Annotated in this window: 21 protein-coding genes; 11 read left to right on the plus strand and 10 right to left on the minus strand. The window is 50.3% G+C overall.

What is annotated here, in order from left to right:
* Complete coding sequence (locus IEX98_RS15520) at positions 1-372, plus strand: winged helix-turn-helix transcriptional regulator (protein ID WP_188890114.1); 372 nt, start codon at positions 1-3, stop codon at positions 370-372.
* Between the two features lie 99 nt (positions 373-471).
* Here IEX98_RS15520 and IEX98_RS15525 read toward each other — a convergent pair whose 3' ends face one another.
* Positions 472-846, minus strand: coding sequence for a DoxX family protein (locus IEX98_RS15525; RefSeq protein ID WP_188890115.1), 375 nt, complete (start codon positions 844-846; stop codon positions 472-474).
* A gap of 429 nt (positions 847-1,275) precedes the next feature.
* Between IEX98_RS15525 and IEX98_RS15530 the strand changes: the two genes are divergently transcribed.
* The gene (locus IEX98_RS15530) at positions 1,276-1,731 is read left to right on the plus strand and encodes a DUF523 domain-containing protein (protein ID WP_188890116.1); all 456 of its coding nucleotides are present in this window, start codon (positions 1,276-1,278) and stop codon (positions 1,729-1,731) included.
* Positions 1,732-2,050: 319 nt separating this feature from the next.
* Here the strand turns inward: IEX98_RS15530 and IEX98_RS15535 are convergent, their stop codons facing one another.
* Both IEX98_RS15535 and IEX98_RS15540 read right to left on the minus strand, forming a co-directional pair.
* Positions 2,051-2,233: a DUF2524 domain-containing protein gene (locus IEX98_RS15535; protein ID WP_188890117.1), complete on the minus strand. Its 183-nt coding sequence runs from the start codon at positions 2,231-2,233 to the stop codon at positions 2,051-2,053.
* A gap of 121 nt (positions 2,234-2,354) precedes the next feature.
* Positions 2,355-3,842, minus strand: coding sequence for a M14 family metallopeptidase (locus tag IEX98_RS15540; protein WP_229692205.1), 1,488 nt, complete (start codon positions 3,840-3,842; stop codon positions 2,355-2,357).
* A gap of 245 nt (positions 3,843-4,087) precedes the next feature.
* Between IEX98_RS15540 and rlmN the strand changes: the two genes are divergently transcribed.
* The 5 genes from rlmN (at position 4,088) to IEX98_RS15565 (ending at position 9,363) form a co-directional block, all read left to right on the plus strand.
* Positions 4,088-5,158: a 23S rRNA (adenine(2503)-C(2))-methyltransferase RlmN gene (rlmN, locus tag IEX98_RS15545; protein ID WP_188890118.1), complete on the plus strand. Its 1,071-nt coding sequence runs from the start codon at positions 4,088-4,090 to the stop codon at positions 5,156-5,158.
* Between the two features lie 184 nt (positions 5,159-5,342).
* Positions 5,343-6,173 (plus strand): sugar phosphate isomerase/epimerase family protein, encoded by an 831-nt coding sequence (locus IEX98_RS15550; protein WP_188890119.1) that lies wholly within the window; start codon positions 5,343-5,345, stop codon positions 6,171-6,173.
* A gap of 279 nt (positions 6,174-6,452) precedes the next feature.
* A complete protein-coding gene (locus tag IEX98_RS15555) occupies positions 6,453-7,190 on the plus strand; it encodes a hypothetical protein (protein WP_188890120.1) in 738 nt (245 codons plus the stop codon).
* Positions 7,191-7,234: 44 nt separating this feature from the next.
* Entirely contained in the window at positions 7,235-8,551 is a 1,317-nt protein-coding gene (locus tag IEX98_RS15560; RefSeq protein WP_188890121.1) for a polysaccharide deacetylase family protein, read from the plus strand.
* A 137-nt stretch (positions 8,552-8,688) separates the two neighbouring features.
* Positions 8,689-9,363 (plus strand): glycosyltransferase, encoded by a 675-nt coding sequence (locus IEX98_RS15565; protein WP_229692206.1) that lies wholly within the window; start codon positions 8,689-8,691, stop codon positions 9,361-9,363.
* Positions 9,364-9,435: 72 nt separating this feature from the next.
* Here IEX98_RS15565 and fabI read toward each other — a convergent pair whose 3' ends face one another.
* The 3 genes from fabI to IEX98_RS15580 form a co-directional block, all read right to left on the minus strand.
* Positions 9,436-10,212, minus strand: coding sequence for an enoyl-ACP reductase FabI (gene fabI / locus IEX98_RS15570; RefSeq protein ID WP_188890122.1), 777 nt, complete (start codon positions 10,210-10,212; stop codon positions 9,436-9,438).
* Between the two features lie 160 nt (positions 10,213-10,372).
* Entirely contained in the window at positions 10,373-11,005 is a 633-nt protein-coding gene (locus IEX98_RS15575; RefSeq protein ID WP_308421795.1) for a lysoplasmalogenase, read from the minus strand.
* A gap of 72 nt (positions 11,006-11,077) precedes the next feature.
* Positions 11,078-12,778, minus strand: coding sequence for an ABC transporter substrate-binding protein (locus IEX98_RS15580; protein WP_188890123.1), 1,701 nt, complete (start codon positions 12,776-12,778; stop codon positions 11,078-11,080).
* Between the two features lie 122 nt (positions 12,779-12,900).
* Between IEX98_RS15580 and IEX98_RS15585 the strand changes: the two genes are divergently transcribed.
* Positions 12,901-14,463 (plus strand): DUF4153 domain-containing protein, encoded by a 1,563-nt coding sequence (locus tag IEX98_RS15585; protein WP_188890124.1) that lies wholly within the window; start codon positions 12,901-12,903, stop codon positions 14,461-14,463.
* 45 nt (positions 14,464-14,508) lie between these two features.
* Here the strand turns inward: IEX98_RS15585 and IEX98_RS15590 are convergent, their stop codons facing one another.
* Positions 14,509-15,219, minus strand: coding sequence for a glycosyltransferase (locus IEX98_RS15590; RefSeq protein ID WP_188890125.1), 711 nt, complete (start codon positions 15,217-15,219; stop codon positions 14,509-14,511).
* A 211-nt stretch (positions 15,220-15,430) separates the two neighbouring features.
* On the opposite strand from IEX98_RS15590, the gene IEX98_RS15595 reads away from it, so the two are divergent.
* Positions 15,431-15,721 (plus strand): hypothetical protein, encoded by a 291-nt coding sequence (locus IEX98_RS15595; protein ID WP_188890126.1) that lies wholly within the window; start codon positions 15,431-15,433, stop codon positions 15,719-15,721.
* A gap of 73 nt (positions 15,722-15,794) precedes the next feature.
* Here the strand turns inward: IEX98_RS15595 and IEX98_RS15600 are convergent, their stop codons facing one another.
* The 3 genes from IEX98_RS15600 to IEX98_RS15610 form a co-directional block, all read right to left on the minus strand.
* On the minus strand, positions 15,795-16,982 hold the full coding sequence (locus tag IEX98_RS15600; RefSeq protein ID WP_188890127.1) for an amidohydrolase: 1,188 nt from the start codon (positions 16,980-16,982) through the stop codon (positions 15,795-15,797).
* A 14-nt stretch (positions 16,983-16,996) separates the two neighbouring features.
* Positions 16,997-17,479 (minus strand): DinB family protein, encoded by a 483-nt coding sequence (locus tag IEX98_RS15605; protein ID WP_188890128.1) that lies wholly within the window; start codon positions 17,477-17,479, stop codon positions 16,997-16,999.
* A gap of 95 nt (positions 17,480-17,574) precedes the next feature.
* Positions 17,575-18,579, minus strand: coding sequence for an ABC transporter substrate-binding protein (locus IEX98_RS15610; protein ID WP_188890129.1), 1,005 nt, complete (start codon positions 18,577-18,579; stop codon positions 17,575-17,577).
* Between the two features lie 151 nt (positions 18,580-18,730).
* Here IEX98_RS15610 and IEX98_RS15615 point away from each other — a divergent pair, with 151 nt between their 5' ends.
* Together IEX98_RS15615 and IEX98_RS15620 are read left to right on the plus strand one after the other, a co-directional pair.
* Positions 18,731-19,636, plus strand: a complete 906-nt coding sequence (locus tag IEX98_RS15615) for a LysR family transcriptional regulator (RefSeq protein WP_188890130.1) — start codon at positions 18,731-18,733, stop codon at positions 19,634-19,636.
* Positions 19,637-19,753: 117 nt separating this feature from the next.
* Entirely contained in the window at positions 19,754-20,524 is a 771-nt protein-coding gene (locus tag IEX98_RS15620; protein WP_188890131.1) for an ABC transporter ATP-binding protein, read from the plus strand.
* The last annotated feature ends 27 nt before the right edge of the window (positions 20,525-20,551 follow it).

A 20,551-nucleotide genomic window follows, 5' to 3' on the forward strand; every position in this document is an offset into this window, starting at 1 on the left:
ATGGCAGTTGCAAAGAAATACAACATCTCAGTTGAAGCGGCATTGGAAGTCATTGGAGGCAAGTGGAAATGTGTGATTCTCTGCCACCTTATGCATGGTAAACGAAGAACGAATGATTTGAAACGGATTATGCCAGGCATTACGCAAAAAATGCTGACCCAGCAGCTTCGGGAGCTGGAGCAGGACGGCATCGTCAATCGGATCGTTTATCACCAAGTGCCGCCAAAGGTGGAATACGAGCTGAGCGAGTATGGAGACAGTCTTCGGGCTATTTTGAACGCTCTCTGCACATGGGGCGATCAGCATATCATTAAAGAATATGGGGATAAAAGCTTGGTGCTGGAGGATAGTTATTTAAATAAGCGGGACTAATGGGCACACGGAACAAAGAACAATCTTCGCAAGCTCTTATATTGTTCGCGAAATGAAAATGCGCTATTCACCGGAGTGAATAGCGCATTCGTCTGTCATTTAGTTAAAGCCGGGGAAGCTGGACAACTCGGACAGGCGGAGGAAGAAAAGAACGATAGCAATGACGCCGAGCACAACGATCGGTACATCATTCTTGAAGGGATCTCCCACACGCACATGTGCCAAAAATCCGCCAATGGCTACGAGGCTAAGCAAGAGTGCGCCTGCTGCTGTCCAGCTTGGCTCCCAGTATCCGATGATCAGGGCAGCGACCGAAATCAGCTGTACCAGCCCCGTGATGACACGGAACCATTGAGGGAGTCTCAGGTGATTGAATGATTCCACCTGCATTTTAACCCCTGCCACTTTACTGATCCCCGAGAATAAAAACGCAAAAGCAAGCAAGCTTTGCAAGACGATTGCTACAATATCCATTGTTGAACTCTCCTTTGTTTAGTGCTTCGCTATATTCTGCAATTAACACGAGCACATATATATTTAAAATAAAATCGCAGTTCTGCGTTAACTGCAATTGTCTAAGGCACATTATATATGAAAAATAAGCGGATGAAAAGAACTTATTTTTGTTCGATCTGGCAGCGGCTAATGGGGAGCCACAACATGCTCTGCAGCTCTTGTTATTGCTGCTTGCCGAGCATCGGCAATTGTTCTGGATGAGGCGTTGAGCGGGTTTTAATTGGAGCGGCCTAAGTATTTTCTTCTATTTGCTTGCTGCAAAAGGTGATGGAAACGCCCAAATGGGCTTAAAATCATGATAAGATTTAAGTAAAGGACTATATAGACAGGTGTCGTTGTGCACTTCAATTGTGCATACGGCTTCGATATGAAGGATGTGGAAACACCGTGATCATCGTAAGTTCCTGCTTGGCCGGGTTAGCATGCAGATATAATGGAACGGATAGTTTAAGTGAGAAGATTAAATCGCTTGTTCAGGAAGGTAAAGCGGTAATGGTATGTCCGGAGCTGCTGGGAGGCTTCGTTACGCCGCGTGAGCCGGCTGAGATTATTGGCGGTACAGGTGAAGATGTACTGGAAGGCAAAGCGAGCGTGGTAGAGAAATCCGGCGGGGATGTTACAGCGCTATATTTGGATGGTGCCCAGAAGACGCTGGAGCTGGCGCGAAAGTATGATGCCACCACGATTGTGTTGAAGGAATACAGTCCTTCCTGCGGAAGCGGGATGATCTACGACGGCAGCTTCGACAATCAACGCATGGAAGGCGTAGGCGTTACGACTGCATTGCTGCGCCGGGAAGGCTTCGAGGTGATTTCGGAGCTGGAACTGGGCGAACGGTTCTAAGGCCGGTTGGACAAGGAGTATCGTTGAACGTGGCGGGAAGTTTCGCTGTGAGAAGAGAGTGCAGATGAGGCTACAGAAATTCATTTCGCTATAAGGTGCAAAATTTCCTTATAATCTGCTCAAAGATGGCCTTCTGAGGCGATAACGTAAGAAAGTATACAAGGGCGGCAATTGATTTCTTATTTGAGAAAAAAGTGATCTTATTCGAGTAGAGTATGGAGTTGGGGCAGACGAGTCGTGCTGGAACAGTGGGACAATAAAAATAAACAAGCAGACGCCGGTCACATACCGGCGTCTGCTTGTTTTACATCTTATCAGCTCAATGATTAATATCGCATTTGTTCATGATGAACAGAAGCTGATTTTCCAGCCGGTTGATCGCAAGCTGCGATTCCGGGTCTTCGGCGCTGCTGCCGCGAAGCTCGGCAAGCTCCCGCTTTATAGCATGCAGGTCGTCGCCTGCGTTTGCGCAATCATAGCTGCTTTCGAGATTGTCCAACATATGCGTGCTCCTCCATTCCCCATAAAGTTATCTTCTATTATGGGGAAGCGGTCACGGGTATTATTCACTGTGCCACAACGTTGTCCTGCTCTACGGATGCAGGAGGCTGCAACACTTCCTCTTACGGAGTTTCTTCGGTTGGCGCAGTTGGCTCCTCAACAACTGGAGGCTCTTCCTCCTTGACGATGGAGACTTGCTTAGCCTTCACCCAGTACAATCCTTTGGAAGTCTGTATCTGATACCAGTCCTTCCAGGCGAATTGGACCGATAGTTTCTGGTCCGCATAAGATAGAGTAGTCGCTTTCGTCTGAAGCGGAGTCGTATAGATACCGGTATCCTTCGTTAAAGCGACCTTCAGCCCCTCTGGAGCCTTGGTGACGTTAAGCAGCGCATTGCGCCCGCTGATCCATATGCGGGAGCTTCCCGATGCAAGTTCAAGCCAATCGCCTTTTGTCCGGGTAAGCTTGTATGTGCCTGCTTTTAGTGTGCCCGTCGTTTTCGAATCGGGACTTGGCCATTGGTAGCTCGTCTCGGAGGACAGCAGGTAGATGTCGCCGCTGCTCGACTTTACGTCTTGTTTGTTCAGCCAAAGCTCATAGCCTTCAATAGCGAGCATCCATCCCGTATCACGATGCTGCTTCCAGATGCGGGACCACTCGGACAGGGGCACATGCGTGTCCCCTACAGCGCGCCCGATCTCGGGTGTCATAGCGGGACGGCCGAATTCAGAAATAAACCAATCGGTAAAACCGCCGCCTGAAGGATTGGAGCTAGGTGCAACCAGCGAATAACCCGTCATGGAAGCATATTTGGAAGCCAATGCGCGATCACGGGCCAGATTTTCTGCTTTTGTCCGATAGTTCCAGAAAATAATTTCGCCGGAAGAATGATAGGACATCGCAAGCTCCGGACGCAGTTCACGGGCAAGCTTAGCCATGGCGGTTGCTTCCTTAGCCTGCAGCGGCTTCTGGCCTTTATAATTCATATAGCTGTTGGATGATGCCGCATTTCGAATCGACTCCCATCCCGCAGGATATTGGCGATTCAGATCGACGCCTTTGCCGTTGGCTTTCCACCGTTTGAAGTCCCGGCTTCCTTTATTCATACGGATCAAGCTTTCATGCACCGATGGAGGAAAGGATGAAAGTCCCTTCTGCTGAAGCGTAACCCCGTCTGGATTGACCATGGGGATAACGACGAAGGTGACGCGATCCAGCAAATCACGAACAGCCATTTTATTATAGGTATCGTTATTTGTATAAGAAGAAGCAAAGTTCTCGACCATAGACATCAGCAGGATGGTGGTCATCCACTCTCGCGCGTGATGCGATGCGTTCAGCAATATAATGGCCGGACCTTTACCGACATCCATTCGCCAGAGCTTCCGGCCATATTCGCTCTCGCCGATCGAAGACAGCTTGATGAGATCCGGATAACGTGCAGCCAATGCGTTCATATCTCTGGTCATCGATTCGTACGTATAGACTTGATTCTGGTTCACGATAGCCGCAGCGTGAGCGGGTGTTGCGGAGCCAAACAAGGAACAAATGAGTACAGTTGTGACTAGTAGCGACAGCAATAATTTAGAACGATGATGCCTAATTAACACGAATTTGTTCTCCCCCAAGTTGTTGTCTAATTTGAACTAACTCAATTCGACATCAACCAACAAATTCCTTGTTTTACATATCTTTTTTGTGAAAATAGTAGTGAATCTAAAGAATTAGAAATAGAGAGCTGAGCACGAACAAGAATAGGTAATGCGAATCAGAGGCTTCGCCTACTTGTTTTCGGCAACCTTTTTTGGGACAATAGGCAGTAGCAGATTGGCAACAGATGAAAAGAGGATTATTCATGAGTAAATCATCCCTATATGGATTAACATTAGAGCAGCTTACCGGGTGGCTGGAGGAGCGCGGACACCGTAAGTTTCGGGCGGCGCAGGTGTGGGATTGGCTGTACCGCAAGCGCGTAACGGACTTTGCGGCGATGACCGACGTCAATGCCGATTGCCTGGCGCTGCTGGAAGAGCATTTCGTGCTGAAAACAATGGAAGAGCATGTGAAGCAGGAGTCGGTCGATGGCACAATCAAGTTCCTGTTTAAGCTGCAGGACGGCAATTTGATCGAAACGGTGCTGATGCGCCATAAATTTGGTTTATCGGTATGTGTGACGACGCAGGTCGGCTGCAACATCGGCTGCAGCTTCTGCGCGAGCGGTCTATTGAAGAAAAGCCGTGACTTGTCTGCGGGAGAGATCGTGGAGCAGATTATGAAAGCGCAGCTGCATCTGGACCAAGCGGGCGAAGGAGACAAGGTTAGCCACATCGTCGTCATGGGCATCGGCGAGCCGTTCGACAACATGACGAATCTGATTAATTTCCTGACTGTCGTCAAGGATCATAAGGGGCTGGCGATCGGAGCAAGACATATCACTGTCTCTACGAGTGGACTGGCTGATAAAATCTATGCTTTCACCGACATGAACACAGGCGTGAATCTGGCGGTGTCCTTGCATGCGCCAAACAATGAGCTGCGGACTAAGATCATGGTTATCAACCGCGCCTATCCGCTGGAGAAGCTGATGCCGGCGATTGATTATTACCTGGAGAAGACGCGCCGGCGGATTACGCTGGAATACATTTTGCTCAAGGATGTTAATGACGGCCGGGAGCAAGCGCTGGAGCTGGTAGAGTTGATCGGCGAAGGCGATCGCAAATCGCTCGTCAATGTGAACCTTATCCCGTACAATCCGGTTGACGAACACAGTCAATATCAGCGGAGCGAGCAGGAATCGATCAAGGCGTTCTACGATGTGATGAAAAAGAATGGCGTCAGCGTCAGTGTCAGACTGGAGCATGGCACCGATATCGATGCGGCTTGCGGCCAGCTGCGAAGCAAGCAATTAAAGAAGAGCGCAGGTTAACGCCTGTTAATAAAATAGGTTGCCAAGAGAGGCGGCAGATCCGGTTTCACATCGGTTTTGCCGTCTTTTTATGCGGGTTTGGCAACTCGATTGACGGGACAAAAACGAATGACTACAATGATGAAAACGAACCGAGAATCCACTCACATACGATATCATTCGGAAAAAAAGAGGAGCATGGGTCATGTCCTATCTATCGATGAATACATGGAGTCTTCACCGCCATCTTGGTCCACTTCGCTGGACGTACTGGGATGCGGCAGCACAAACGCACGGCGTTCACATTGATCCGCAGCCGGAGCTGACTACACTGCTGGAGCTGCCGGGGGTGTTGGCAGAGAAGGGTTTTGGAGCGGTCGATGTGTGTCACTTCAACTTCCCGCGCACGGATACCGACTATTTGCTGCAACTGAGACAGGCATTCGAACAAAGTAAGATTGCATTTCACACGTTGCTGCTGGATTACGGCGATATTTCATCTGCCGACGAAGTGCGCAGCAAAGCCGATATGAGCCTTGCGAAGGAATGGATTGATATTGCATCCCAGGCAGGTGCGGAACGAATTCGTATCGTGGCGGGAGAATCGCCTTCCACAGACGCAGCGGCACTGGAACGTGCCGGGCAGCAATTGCTGGAGCTCGCAGCATATGCCAAAGAGCGGAACGTTCGCGTCATTACGGAAAACTTCAAGCCGCTTACTCTGACGGCGGCGAACTGCTTGGCGTTGGCGGATAAAGGAGCGGGAGAGATTGGGATGATCGGCGATTTCGGCAACTTCGAGCGTTCGATCCGCCATGAGGAGTTGGCGGCCTTGCTGCCTATATGCGAGAATGTGCATGCCAAACCGGAATTTAACGCGGACGGAATACCGGAGGAAGTTGAATTTGGAAGAAACTTACGGATATTGGCTGATATCCAGTACAAAGGACCTATAGCGCTTGTTTATGACGGTCCAGGCGATATGTGGGAAGGTGTAGAGCGGGTAAGAGCCGTGGTGGAGCGCTATTTAGCGTAATAACATAGCGGGCTAAGGCTTGCATACAGTCGTATGTATATACATGCAAGGGAGATGGGGCATCCGTTCAACGGATAGCCCCATTTTTTTATTTTTGTGACCCCGGTACCGTTGCAAATGCTTGAACATACCTGACAATTACCGATTAGGCATAGGACTTTAGATAGAATTGATAGATATAGATACAAAGTCTCACTTCGGCTATGGATAATTATTCTATAATAGTAGTATAAAAGTTCGACATATTCTGACATTTTTCTAACGGGGTGAATAGAAGCGATGATTTCTCCTTTTTTTAAGAAAAAGGATTCAGCGGCGAGCGCGCCGGATCAAGAGGCAAGGGCAACCTCAATAAACGATCCGGAATTGCAGAACAACGAGCCGGGCACGGAAGAGGTCGAGCAAACAGAATCAGCTGCGGAGTTATTTGCAGTCATGAGCAGTTCCAGTAAAGCCAATCTGGATAAAAAATCGTTGGACCTTATTTTCTCGGTCGAGCAAATTATTCAGGCAAGACAGCATTCGGATCGGAACATCCATGAGCTTCAGGATCGTCTGAACCATGCCAACAACCATGTAGACCGGTTGAATCGCGACGTTAAGAACCTCAATAAAGTCATTGAGGAGCGCGAGAAGAACATTCTGGAGCTGGAGAACAAGCTGATCGAGAAAAACTTGAAGGTCGATCAGGTGATGGAGGATTACCGTGAGCTGCAGACCCAAATGTCCGGTGAGACCGAAGAGTTGAAGGCGGTCATCGATCTGGAGCAGCAAAAGTACAGCAGCTTGATGCAGAAGCATAATGAGACACAAGCGGAGCGGAATAAGCGAATCAATGAGCTGGAGGAGCGTATCAGCCGCCTTGAAGCGGAGGGCAACCATCTTCGCCAGAAGTATGAGACGACCCGCCAGGAGAAGGCTTATTTGGCGAATATGATTCAGGACTTTACCAATCGCATGTCGATGCCGTTTGCGAATCAGGCGAATTCGGCAGCGGACGGAAGCGGAGACAATTAAAGCGTAAATCAACATGAGACGCGGCAGGAGGAAGTCCATACACCATGGAGACGAATAAAATCCGAATGATCGAGCTCTTATCTCTGCGGCAGGAGCCGGATCATTATCGAATGGAGCTAAGCGTCACGGCAGACGAAGAGCGCAAACGGTTCGTTCTCGATATTGATGAGCATACCTACCATCAGCTTTCTGCTGCTGTTCCCCGGACGGGTGAACGAGTCAGGCTGTCGCTGTATCCGAAATGGGATACGTACGGCAAAAGGTTCAACAGCAGTCTGACAAAGGTCAATCGCGACACAAGCCTTCATTTGCCTTTTACATGTACCAAATGCTATGTATCGCAGTTGGAGACGGCTATCCGTGAAGAGGCTCTCTCCGCACAAGAAGAGCAACATGCAAGTATAAGTGCAAGTATAAATACCGATCAACTTAAGCAATCGAAAAAAGTGCCGTTTCGCCTGTTCGGCAAGCGATTCCGTTTCGTTGCTGCGAGACTGGCCGTGTTTACGCTTATTTTATGTATCGCAAGCATTACGATGAATCGCGAGCTGTTTGAGGATGCTGCTGATCCGTTGATCCATCGGGTGATAGCGGCAAGCTCTAATGAAACGTCGACAGAAGCAAGTGCGGCCCCGTGGTCTTTTGGCCCTGGCATCGTGCAAGCTGCTTCCTGGAACGGATTGAATGAGATGCCGCTTGTTGAATCTAAGGGTTCGGTCATGCCTTCTGGGGAGAAGACTCAGCCTGTAGAGCCGGAGAAGAAGGCGGGCTATGAGATCGTGCAGCTCCCGGCTGATAAAATGCAGTACAGCTTGCCAAAGGGTTATGTCGCCTTGACCTTCGATGATGGACCTTCTGTATACACGGAGCAAATCGTCGACATTCTGAAAGAGAATGATGTTGCAGCGACCTTCCTTTTCATCGGGAAAAACGCCAAGCGAAAACAAGAAGCCGCCGCTTATGCCAGTGAACAGGGAATGACAGTAGGCAATCACTCTTGGTCTCACAGCGACTTGTCGAAGTTGAAAAGCGAGAAGGCATCGGAAGAGCTGAAGCAAACCAATGAGCTGCTGGAAGACATTACAGGCAATCCGACGACGATTTTTCGGCCGCCTTATGGCGCTGTTTCCGATGAGCTGAAATCACAGGTTAAGAAGCTGGGGATGAAGACGCTCATGTGGAACCGCGATCCGGAGGATTGGCATGTCAAAAGTGCATCAGACATCGTGAAATACTTCCACCAGACGAATCCGTCCGGCGGTATTTATGTCCTGCATGAGAAGAAGATCACGGCGGAAGCTTTGCCGGAAATTATCGAATATTTGAAGAAAAAGAAACTAAAGTTTGCTGTGTTTGAATAGCAGGATAAGATAGAATGCCGCTGGCCTTTTGGGCTGGCGGCGTTTTTTTTTCGCCCGGTTATGCCATGCATGAAAAGAAAGGTTTGGTTCACAATAAACCCGTCTGCTCTTCAAAATCAGGCAGAGGAGGGGTATTGGTGAATAATCGTTGGATGAAATGGCTGCTGCCATACGGCTTGACTGCCCTATTGCTGGTGGCACCGCTTTCGGCTATACCGGCTGAAGCACATACGGAGAAAAGCCATCACACACGGGATCATAAGGGATGCTTAAGCCCCAAAGCCGCAAAGCTGTTTGAAAAGTGGCAAAAGCTATGGATCGAGCATGCGTTATGGACCAATAACTATATCGTCAGCAATCTGGAGGGCTTGGATAATAAAGAGCAGGTATTGGCAAGACTGCTGCGCAATCAACGGGATATCGGAGATGCGATTAAGCCTTATTACGGAGAAGTGGCAGGCGATCAACTGGGCAAGCTGCTGACCGAGCACATTATGACGGGCGGGAAAGTGTTCGCGGCACTGCAAAGCGGTAACGAAGCCGATTTACAGCAGGCCAACAAAGCGTGGTATGGCAATGCCGATGAAATTGCAGCTTTGTTAAGCGGCTTAAACCCGCACTGGAGCGAAAAGCAGCTTAAGGATTTGCTGTATCAGCATTTGCAGCTCACCGCAGCGGATGTCGTAGCCAACCTTCACAAAGAATGGGAGCAATCGATCCATATCTATGATGACGGACAGGATCATCTTATCTTACTGGCTAATGTTCTAGCGGAGGGCATTTTGAAGCAATTTCCGGATCAGTTTAAATAAGATATGAAAAAATCTCAGGACGGCTGCAGCAGTCGTCCTGAGATTTTTTTTGGTTGGTTTAGCGGCAGATAGCTAGCCAAGAATATGATAGCCCGAATCGACGTGAAGCACTTCACCGGTAACGCCCCGGGAGAGCGGGCTAAGCAGGAACATCGTGGCGTCGCCAACCTCATCCTGATCGACATTCCGTCTAAGCGGCGCTTTCTCATCCATCGTCGTCACAAGCTCGTTGAACCCGGCAACGCCGCCTTTTGCAGACAATGTGCGGATCGGCCCGGAAGAAATTGCATTAACGCGGATACCGGCTTTGCCTAAGTCCTCCGCCAAGTAACGGACGCTTGCTTCCAGTGCCGCTTTCGCAACACCCATGACATTATAGTTTTTCATAACGCGCTCTGCGCCAAGATACGTTTGCGTCACGATGCTTCCGCCTTCGGTCATGAGCGGCTTGCAAGCCTTCGCCATTGCAACGAGGGAGTAAGCGCTAATATCTTGCGCTTGCAGATAGCCTGCGCGGGTCGTATCGACATATTCGCCTTGCAAATATTCTTTATCGGCAAATGCGACAGAATGAGCCAGTCCATGAATGACAGGCACTGCCGCTTGAATTTCTTGCGCTGCCGCCTCGATGCTGGCATCATCCGACACGTCGCAGGATACGCAAAGCAGCGGCTTAATGCCGTTCGCTTCCAGCAGCTGCGACAGCTTCTGGAACGACCGCTCTTTCCGGTATGTGAAAATCAGGTTCGCGCCTTCGCGATGCAGTGATTTAGCAATTCCCCAAGCAATGCTGCGCTCGTTCGCAACGCCCATAACGATTATATTTTTCCCGTTCAATATTCCACTCATTTGTATAGCCTCATTTCATGTAGGTTCTCTCACAACAATGCAGAATCCATCCACGTCGGATTCTTTGTCTATTTATGTCTATTTTAACACAAGATAATAATACCTGGTACTAAATTTGTTGCGAGAAGCGGCCATAGGGAGAAATAGGATGGCTGGCTGATTAAGGACTCGCGATGTTCCTCGCACTGCGGGCGATGAGAAACTGGGCCCCATAGTAAGTCGTCATAATGTAGATGGATGAATGGGCGATATCAGATACGAACATATTCCAGGCGAGCACAGAATCGGAGATGACAAATAGAATGCTGCCCCACATTGCCAGCTTGTTGCCGGTCATGATGGCTGCCCAGCACATAAGGGAGATGACGATCAAGTAGATGAGCACGGGGATCACTAACGCATCGTCCCCGCCAGCTTTTACTGCAGGCAGCAGACGGCTGGCCATAAGCACCCCGTACAAGGACAAAGGAATGATGGTCAGCAGGCGCAGCAGCGAGTATCGCCATACGCTAACGAAGGTGAATAGGTAGAAGAGATGTCCGATCAGAAAGGCAGCGAGACCGACGATGAACCAGACCAGCAGTCCGTCGCCAAGCATGCAGAAGAATAGACCGCTAAGCAGCAGCCAGTGGGAGCGCTTTCGTTTCTGCGGGAATTGAAGGCAGGCATAGGCAATAATGAGCCACATCGGAATGAGCTTGAATAGCAGCTTCACAGCAAATGGATTGTCTGGAATGGCAAAGATGTAAATCGCACTCGTTAAGAGAATCAGGCAAGGCATGATCAGTCTCAAGCCAACCGCTCCTTCGGCATGCAGATATCATCGTAACCTATATTATTCGCACCTCCAGGGCAGCATTCCTTGTTACGTCCCTGGAGGAAACCAGACATGGCGCAGATCGACCCAGCCCTGCGAGTTGAAGGTCACGCCGCGCACAGAGGGCATATAAGCGGTTTGAACCGGCCGTTCGTATAAAATATAAAGCTGATGCTCGCGGATCAGCAGCTCCTCAATGTCCCGGAACAGCTCGGCTCTAAGCTCAGAATCAGCTTGCCGGGCAATCGCTTGGAGCCGTTTCTCAATATCTAAGCGTGTGTGCGGCTCGATATGCGCAGACATCGTCTGATACAGGTCGAATTGCCGAAGCTGCTCGTCCTGGTCGCGCAGCAGCGAGAAGACAATCAGATCGGATTCCAAACGAATGGGTCCCTTGAAAGCCTCGACGGAAGCCGTAGCGACAGTGCAGCTATAGCCATGCCGCTCCAACTGCTGGGCCAGCCATTCCGCGTCATGACGATAGGGCTCAACTGTCGCAATGGCAATAGAGATGGCGGTGGAGTGCACAGCAGGGGCGGGCGAATCCTCACGCAGGCAAGCCAACAGCTTTGCACGTAATTCCGGATCGGACATAACGCCTGCCTTCTGCGTGTTGCAGGTGACGAATTTCCGTACAGTCGTGCGGGAGTGAATCTGACTCCAGCCGCCGCTTCCGGCTTCCGCCGGATTATGAATTAAGTGAAATGGCGATGATGGCTCGGCGGCTTCTTCGGGCAGTCCCCACGGGACATGCACGATCTCAACACGGTCCAAATGCGCCCGTCCTTGGAAGTAGGAGCCGAAAGCCTCCAAGACGCAGCCGCCGTCGCTCATTTCCGTTAATTGAAAAGGACCCGTACCAATCGGCCTTGAGCCAAAATGCTCGCCGAGCTGTCCCAATTCCTTCGGGACGATGGCTGCACGGCTTGTACAGAGAAGCGGCAGGAACAGCTCGTTGGGTTCAATCAATTCAATCTCAACTACGTTTGGATGAAGGGCGCGAACAGCCTGTATCTGCTTGAAAATGACGCTGTACAGCGTCCGGCGCGAAGTTCCGATCAACCGCTCCAGTGTAAAGACAACGTCATCGGCGGTCATGATTTTGCCGTTATGGAACAGCACTTCCTTGCGCAAGTAGAACGTCCAGCGCTTACGGCTGGCGTCAACCTCCCAAGCATGGGCGATGCCTGGCAAAATTTCTTCCGTCACATTCCCATCGAGCGTATCGGAGTTCGCAAAGTTCGCCCGGCGAACGAGACCATCGAAGACATGACTGGCAACAAAGGATTCCGCCAGCAAGTTCATGGACAGCGGGTCAATCGTCTGAAGCTGCTGGCGGAGCGGCAATCTAAGCGTATCTATGCGTTTGTTGCTTCTCAGCTCGGTGCTGTGGCCGAAATAACCGAGCAGCCAGCCCTGTACATGCTCTTGCAGCGCTGCTGAACGTACATGACCCTGCAATTGTGCAAGCGACCGCCCGATGGCATGACGGTTTGTCGCCATCGCTTTAAGCATCGATTGCGACGCGATTTCTTCGGGCGCAGCCAGAAAGCGCAGCGTCGATCGGCGTCCCCTGCCGCGGCTGGAAATCCACTCTACCCAGCCATGCTCTACCATGCTTCGGACGACATTCATCGCATTCCGGTGCGTGCAGTCAAGCGCGCCTGCCAATTCATCCAACGTAAGCTCCGCTTCTGCTTCGGCCCCGTACCGGGAATGCAGGCGCAAATAATGGCCATGCAGCTTCATTCGATTCGAACCTCCTGTCCGTTTATAAAATACGAAACTATTGCTCCGTTAATTTCTATTTATCTTCTTATTTTAACATTTACAATGGATGTTAGATAGCATAATAACTGGAGGGAATTGTAATGAGTGAAGAAGTGCCTGTGCTGAAGCCGGATGAAGCTTTTGCAGACCGGAAGGGAGCGCTCAGGGCGTTAGGGATGGCGCTGGCGGCAGCGTGTATTCACCAGTATTTATTTTTCGAGCATTCGTTTGGAATCTCCTATCCGATATTTATCGGCATCTTCTATGCCTTATTGCTCGGAAATGCGAAGGGGAGCATGCGCAGGCTGACGGGCATTGACTACTTTTGCTTCGCAGCTGTCGCTTTGCTTGCTTTGACCTATGTACTGTTTGACAATCCAATCTTTTACGGGTTAAATTTCATTGCGATTCCAGTGCTGATAGCGCTACATACCGTCTACTTGTTTGGTCCGGAAAAGGGGAGAGCCTGGTCGGATATCCGGCTCATTCCGGCGACGCTGGAGCAGCTTTTCATTCAAACCTTCGGTCATTGGGCGACGGCATTCTCGCTGCTGCGCTTTACCACTGCAACAAAGATAGATAGCCGTCATAAAAAAACGACAGGCAGTGTGCTCATCGGTCTGGCGATTGCTGGACCGCTGCTGATAATCGTCACGACGCTGCTGGGTTCCGCAGACGGCGTTTTTCAGGGAATCGTGAATGCCATCCCGGATTCATTCGGGAGTTTCTCGATAGGGGAAGGCATCGCCAGAATAATGTGGATCGTTATATTGAGTCTTGCATTGTTCGGCTATGTGTGGGGATTTGTCAGGCCGCGTGTATCGCATAGAGCGAGGCTGGCGGCAAATTGGAAGGAAGCTCAGCTGCAAGGTGCTGTACCTTCGCAAACGAAAGCTGCTGCTTCGAGTGTTAAAGCAGATCCGCTCATCATAGCGACTGTGCTTGTTGCGATAAATGCCGTCTATATTTTGTTTGTCGTCATTCAGTTTTCTTATTTATTCGGCATGCTGAAAGGCCATTTGCCGGAAGGAATGACGTATGCAGAATACGCCAGGGGCGGGTTTTTCGAGCTGGTGATCGTAACTTCGATTAATTTTGCCATCATGCTGGGGACGCTTGTCTTTTCCGATAAAAGCCGGGTCGTTCTCGCTAAGGTCAATAACGTACTGCTGTATGTGCTCGTCAGCTGCTCAGGCGTGATGCTCGTATCTGCTTATAAGCGGCTAGTACTCTACGAGCAAGCTTATGGCTATACCTATATTCGTTTTCTAGTGCATGCTTTTATGATTTACTTGGCAGTTCTTCTTATTATAGCCGGGCTGCGTATTGCAATATCACGTATTCCGCTGGCCCGGTTCTATATCGTGATCAGCATTGCGGCCTATGTGCTGGTCAATTATATCGGGATGGACCGGATGATTGCAGAGCGCAACATCGAGCGGTTTAATAAAACCAGCACCGTTACGGACGTTTCGTATTTGAATGAGTTGTCGGCTGATGCCGTTCCACTGCTCATTCAATTCGCAGTCAAGCATCCCGAATTGGAAAGAGGCTTGAAAGACAGAGAAGAACGGCTTCAACAGAGAGACAGCAGCTGGCAGTCTTACAATTGGGCGGAGGCTCGTGCGAAGCGGCAGTTGAGTAAGCATTTCTCCTCCAATTAATCATGAGCAGCCGCCTTCTGCAGGTGAGAGGGCGGCTTTTCACGGTTAAATAAACTTTTTCAGAATCGCGTCCACCCTTTTGCGATTGCTGATAAAGTTTTTTCGCTTTAGCAGCCGCTGGTTAAGCGTATTTCGCTGATGGACAACGACGAGGTAGTTTCGTCTCCCCTTACTCGTCAATATTTCATGCTTATGCTTGACCACTGCGGGATGTCCGCCTTTGATTTTATATCGTTTTCCATTAAAGTAGTCTACGCTCTTATAGATCCAAGTATAGAAGGGCGGAGAGGTCTTCTTGACCGGGGAAATCCGGTGACGGAGGCTGTCATAAATGTAACCGAGCTGGTTGACGAGCGCGCGTGTTCCTTCTTTAGGCTTCCACTCGTGCAGCTGTTGAATCAGCGTTTTTTTATAGGTATCGTCGCAGTCGAGGCGGACAAGATACAGCCATTTGGCGTCGCCCGCGAGTTCCTTTTGTGCTTCAATATATTGCTCCTCCGGCACGAACCGAATATTATCCGGCAGCGGCTCATGCTTCTCCAGCGTCTTCTGAATGAGCTCCTCCGTAACGGATGCATAACGAATAAGCGCAGTGAACTGCTGGTTGGTTTGCTTTTTCAAGCTGTTCATCGTATATTTCATAAAAACGTTCATCCGGTATTCGATCCATTCCTGCGTAAGTCCAACCTTATAAGGACCGCCTCTGGTGGAGCGGTTGTTGAATTCGATACCGACGATAATGACCTTTTTTGCCATACCGGAGCGATCGCCCTCCTTCTGTTCTTTGCTCCAGCATATTCAGCCATAAAGCGGTGGTGAAGAGAACAAAGGGGCGAAACTTAGGGAAATGGGCATATTAACCGTATAAAGGTTGACTCAGCAGCGGCGTCAATAGTAGTTTAATGAAGAGCGGTGAAGCTTAACCTGCTGCGGAATGCAATTTAGACAGGAAATGGAGACGAAAGTGATGACAGAGCAAGGGAACGAACAAGTAAACGAGCAAGAGCTGATTCAATACATTGCAGAGCAGACGAAATTGGATGTGAAAAGCATTCAGCTCGTACTGAAGCATGAGCAGAAATTTATGGACGGTGCCAAAACGAACGCCAGCGGAGAAGTGGAGATTGACAGCGACGAGCTCGTCGATTACATCGTAGGCCGTCCTGACGTGAAGCTGGACGAGTTGAAAGTGGAGTCTATTCTCGATGCAGAAATGGACTATTTCATGGACAAAGGACTTGCCGGTTATATTGATTAATAAGAAAAGAAGACCTTTCTCGCGCCTTAGGCACAGGAAGGTCTTCTTTTTTTCGTTACATGCAGCAGCAGGTCTACCGCAGCTTCATTAATCTCAAGGCAGAGGCGATAAAGACTTTGACGCCAATACGCATCGAGTCCTCATCGATCGTAAACCGCGAATGATGATGCGGATAGACGATGCCGGCTGCTTTATTGCCCGCGCCGATATTGAAGTAAGTGCCCGGCACACGGTGGATATAAGCGGACATATCATCGGCAGCCATGCTTGGCTTAATTGTATACAATGCGTCTTCGCCAAGCACCTCCGCAGCTGATTCGGCGACGATCGCTGTTACTTCCTTGTTGTTAATCAGGGGGCGATAGCCATACGTATACTGCAGCTCATATTCGGCGCCATGCGCCTCCGTAATGCCGCGGACGATTTGCTCCATCCGGCGCGGTACTTCCTCGCGCAGTTCAGGGTCGATACAGCGGACCGTTCCGCACAGCTCTGCGCTGCCGGGAATGACGTTATGCGACTGGCCCCCGGCAAATTTCGTGACGGAGACGACAAGCGGATCGACGGGGCTGAAATGGCGGGAAGCCAAGTGCTGCAGATTGGTTACAACCTGCGCCCCGATCGCAATAGAATCGACGGTCCGGTGCGGCTCGGCGGCATGACCGCCTTTGCCTTTAATCGTAATCGTGAAATTGTCGGGCGACGCGAGCATTGGGCCGGCAACCACACCAACCTTGCCTACCTCTACCGGCGATTGCAGATGGGCGCCAATGACGTAATCGACGCCATCCAATACGCCAGCCGCAATCATATCTTCTGCACCGCCGGGAGGAAGCTCCTCCGCATGCTGGAAAATAAACCGTACTTCGCCTTCCAGCTCATCCAGCGCCAGATGATCCGTCAGCAGCTTGGCTACGCCCAAGGCGATGGCGGTGTGGCCATCGTGGCCGCAGGCATGCATAACGCCATCTGCGTTCGAAGCGAATGGAAGGTCCGTTTCTTCTTGAATCGGGAGAGCGTCGATGTCGGCGCGAATGGCCAGCACAACGCCTGGCCGTTTGCCGGTCAATCTCGCCATAACGCTTGTTGGTGTCGGCCTGCTGACCGTCAGCTTGCCGAAGGAACGAAGCGTTTCTTCTATATATAGAGCAGTGCTTGCTTCTTTGAAGCTCAGCTCAGGATGCTGATGCAAATAACGTCTCCATGCGATAACTTGCGGATGCTGGGCTTCAGCCAGCTCCAGCCATTGCTCTAACAGCATGATCATCCCTCCTCTTAGTTGCGGTTGCCCCATGCCGCGAGGTTCCGTTCGATTTGTCCCATATGCTTCTCCACATGATTGCAAATAAAGCTGTCGATGATATGGGCGATCGAAATTTTCTCCTCGCCTTTCAAGCCGTAACGGAGCCACTGCTCCTCATTGAGCTTCTTGAGCAAAATCCCGTTATAAACAGCTAGTGCTTCATACGCGGTCAGCATTTCGTCAACGCTCGTATCGTTGAATTGCTGCTGCGATACCCAGCTTTCATGCGCGAAGGTAACGATTGGCGTTACGGGCTCAGAGATGATTTTACGAATCCGGTAGGAATTGACGATATTGGAGTCGAGCAGATGACCGACGATTTCGTTGATGCTCCATTTGCCTGGGCCGGGCTGCCAAAGCAGCAGCTCTTCGGACAGTCCTTGAACCTTGTCCCGGATTTTGTCCGTCGTGTGCAAATAGTTTTGAATGGATGTTTCTCTTGTTGCTGTGCTCATAATAGCAGCCTCCTGAATGATGGAATTAGGATAAGGGAATCAAAAAGGCATCGAGGCGGTCAAGCCACAACGATGCCTTCTGTAACGTTCGAATATTATTTCAATGCTTCGGTAATAAAGGAGTTGTCATATACTTTGCTGATGTCGACCTTCGTCTTCACTGTACCTGTCGCTTCGAGAATATCGGCTGTCGATTGCATCGCGCCTTCGATCTCAGGCGATACCGGCTCGTTGATATAATGCGTGTTCTCAAGCAGCGTCCGGACGAGCTCAGGGTCCATCTTTTTCTCCGTTGCCAGAATCGTAACGGCTTCATCCATATGACCGGCTACCCATTCAACCGTTTGCTGATAAACTTTCAGGTACAATGCCGTCAGATCCGGGTGATCCTTCAGAAACTTGTCGCGGCCAATCATGACAGCCGGAGCGATGAAGCCCATCGTCTTAACGCTCTCCAGAATGCGGGCACGTCCGCCTTGTGTTTCCATCGTAACGAACGGATCCCAAATCGCCCAAGCGTCTACGTTGCCAGATTGGAAAGCGGGATTCGCTTCGTCGGGCTGAAGCTGAACGAGCTTCACGTCGTCCTCAGACAGGCTGTTTTTCTCCAAGGCTTTCACGAGGAAAATATGGCCGGAGGAGCCTTTCGCTACCGCAATTGTTTTGCCTTTCAGATCAGCGATCGACTTGATCGGGCTGTCCGGTTTAACGATTACGCTGTTCTGATTGCCTTCAACGCCGGTTACGGAGATGACCGTGAACGGGCTGTCGGCCGCTTTGCCGGTTACAACGGTGCCGTCGCCGATGAAGGAGAAGTCGACACGGTTGGAGACGACGCCTTCAAGCAGCGGTACCGAGCTTTGAAATTCATTCCATTTGACCTCGGCGTTTACTTTGCTAAAGGCTTCCTCGAAGAATCCTTTGTTTTTGGCGATGGTAAGCAGGTTGAGCCCGCCATTGATGGCGATGTTCACCGTTACCTTCTCGTCTGCCGCCGATTTGCTGGAGCAAGCGGATAAACTTAATAATCCGATAATTACGGAGAGAACGATCAAGCCGGACTTCCATGCCGGTGAGCGTTTGATGGTCTTGTTATGCATTGCTTACAACCCCTGTCTGCATCCTTGTGCTGTTGTTTTAGTATCCAATCGTTCCGGTCGGATATCTGTATTGTATTATTTCCGATTAATCTAGTAAAATAACTATGAAATATATTATCATAACTCCAGGTTATGTGTCAGGGGTGTTCATATGAACCTTGAGCAATTCGAATATATCGCCGCAATCGCTCGTACCGGATCTATTACGATTGCCGCCGAGCAGCTTCACGTCAGTCAAGCCGGCATTAGCAAGTCACTGTCGAAGCTGGAGCAGGAGCTGGGCATTACGATTTTCAAACGTTCGCGGCTCGGCACGGTACCGACTGACCGGGGAAAAATCATTATCGAGAAGGTGTTCGAGATTCTGGCCCGGATGGAGGAAATCCGCGAGCAGTCGCTTGTGAAAAGCTCATTGACCGAGGGAGAGGTGCGTTTCTCGGTTGGTCCGAATTTTATGGCCGTGTTGACTAAAGCGATCATCGCCTTCAAGCGGGACCATCCCAACGTCAAATTGGAGATTACGTCGAAGAGCACCGAGGAGGTCATTCAGGACTTGAAGGAGGACCGGACGGATCTCGGACTGATCTATCTCGACAACCATAAGCCGGAAGACGTGAAGGATCTGCAGATGAAGACGCTGCATGTATCGCGGATGGTTGTGTGCGTAGGACGGCGTTCCAGTCTGGTGATGAACAAAAGCGTTACGCCGCAGGATTTGCTGGCGCAGCCGTTCGTTAATATCGATGGCGTATTCTCCAACTGGTATCTAGGCGACTTCATGGATAAGTACGGTCAGGTCAATCTTTTGTTCACGTCAAACAACATCGAGCTGCTGAAACGGACGATTGCAGAAGGGGCGGCAGTCGGGCTCTTTATCGAGTATGCGATGATGCACGACCCGCTTGTGCTGAACGGGGATATCGTCATGATTCCGCTAGTCAGCCATGAGCCGTCTACAATTTCGCTCGGCTGGGCACGGCTGGCGAAGAAGCATTTTTCGATCGCTCAGAAGGAGTTTTTGAACTATTTGATCCGCGAATACAATAGCTTCAAGTAAGCTGCCTTGCGGAAGGCCGCCCAGCAAAAGGCATATTGACAATCGTTTTGGCCGTCTGCTAATATTCTCCCTAAATTCATCTGGACGATACTTTACATCATGGCAGGGGGGCTTAACATGACTGCAACGGCACTGGAAATTAGTCATTTGAATAAAACGTTTCGTACGGCGGATACGTCTACGCATGTGCTGGACGACATCCATCTGAGCTTGAAAAAACAAGAGTTTGTGTCGATTATCGGCCCTAGCGGCTGCGGTAAAAGCACGCTGCTTAAAATCGCGGCCGGCCTGGATATCGACTACGAGGGGCAAGTGCAGTTGAATGGCGCCGACGTGAAGGGTCCGAGCAAGGAGAAGGGTTTTATTTTTCAAGAGCATCGGCTGTTTCCATGGGCTACAGTGGAGAAAAATATTGCTGCGGACTTGTCGTTGAAAAACGATGAGGTGCGCCATAAGGTCGACGAGATGATAGAGCTCGTCCGGCTGAAGGGATTTGAGAAGGCTTATCCGAAGCAGCTTTCGGGCGGCATGTCACAGCGCGTGGCCATTGCCCGAGCGCTTCTTCGCAGTCCTCAAGTGCTGCTGCTGGACGAGCCTTTTGGTGCGCTCGACGCTTTTACCCGCAATCATATGCAGGAGTCGCTGCTCGATATTTGGCGGCAAAACCAGACGTCGATGCTTCTCGTTACGCATGACATCGACGAGGCGATCTTTTTGTCCAATCGCATAGTCGTTATGGATGCCCGTCCTGGCCGAATCAAGGCGGTTATTCCGGTCGATCTGACTTATCCGCGCAATCGGGTGGGCGTACCGTTTCAGCAGCTTCGCACGCAAGTGCTTGGTGCGCTCAATCATGTGGAAGCCGAGGACGTCAGCTATGAGATTTAATGACATTACGAGGAAAGGTCGTCTATC

The organism is Paenibacillus radicis (ex Gao et al. 2016) (genome assembly GCF_014641555.1).
Classification (GTDB): Bacteria; Bacillota; Bacilli; order Paenibacillales; family Paenibacillaceae; genus Pristimantibacillus; species Pristimantibacillus radicis.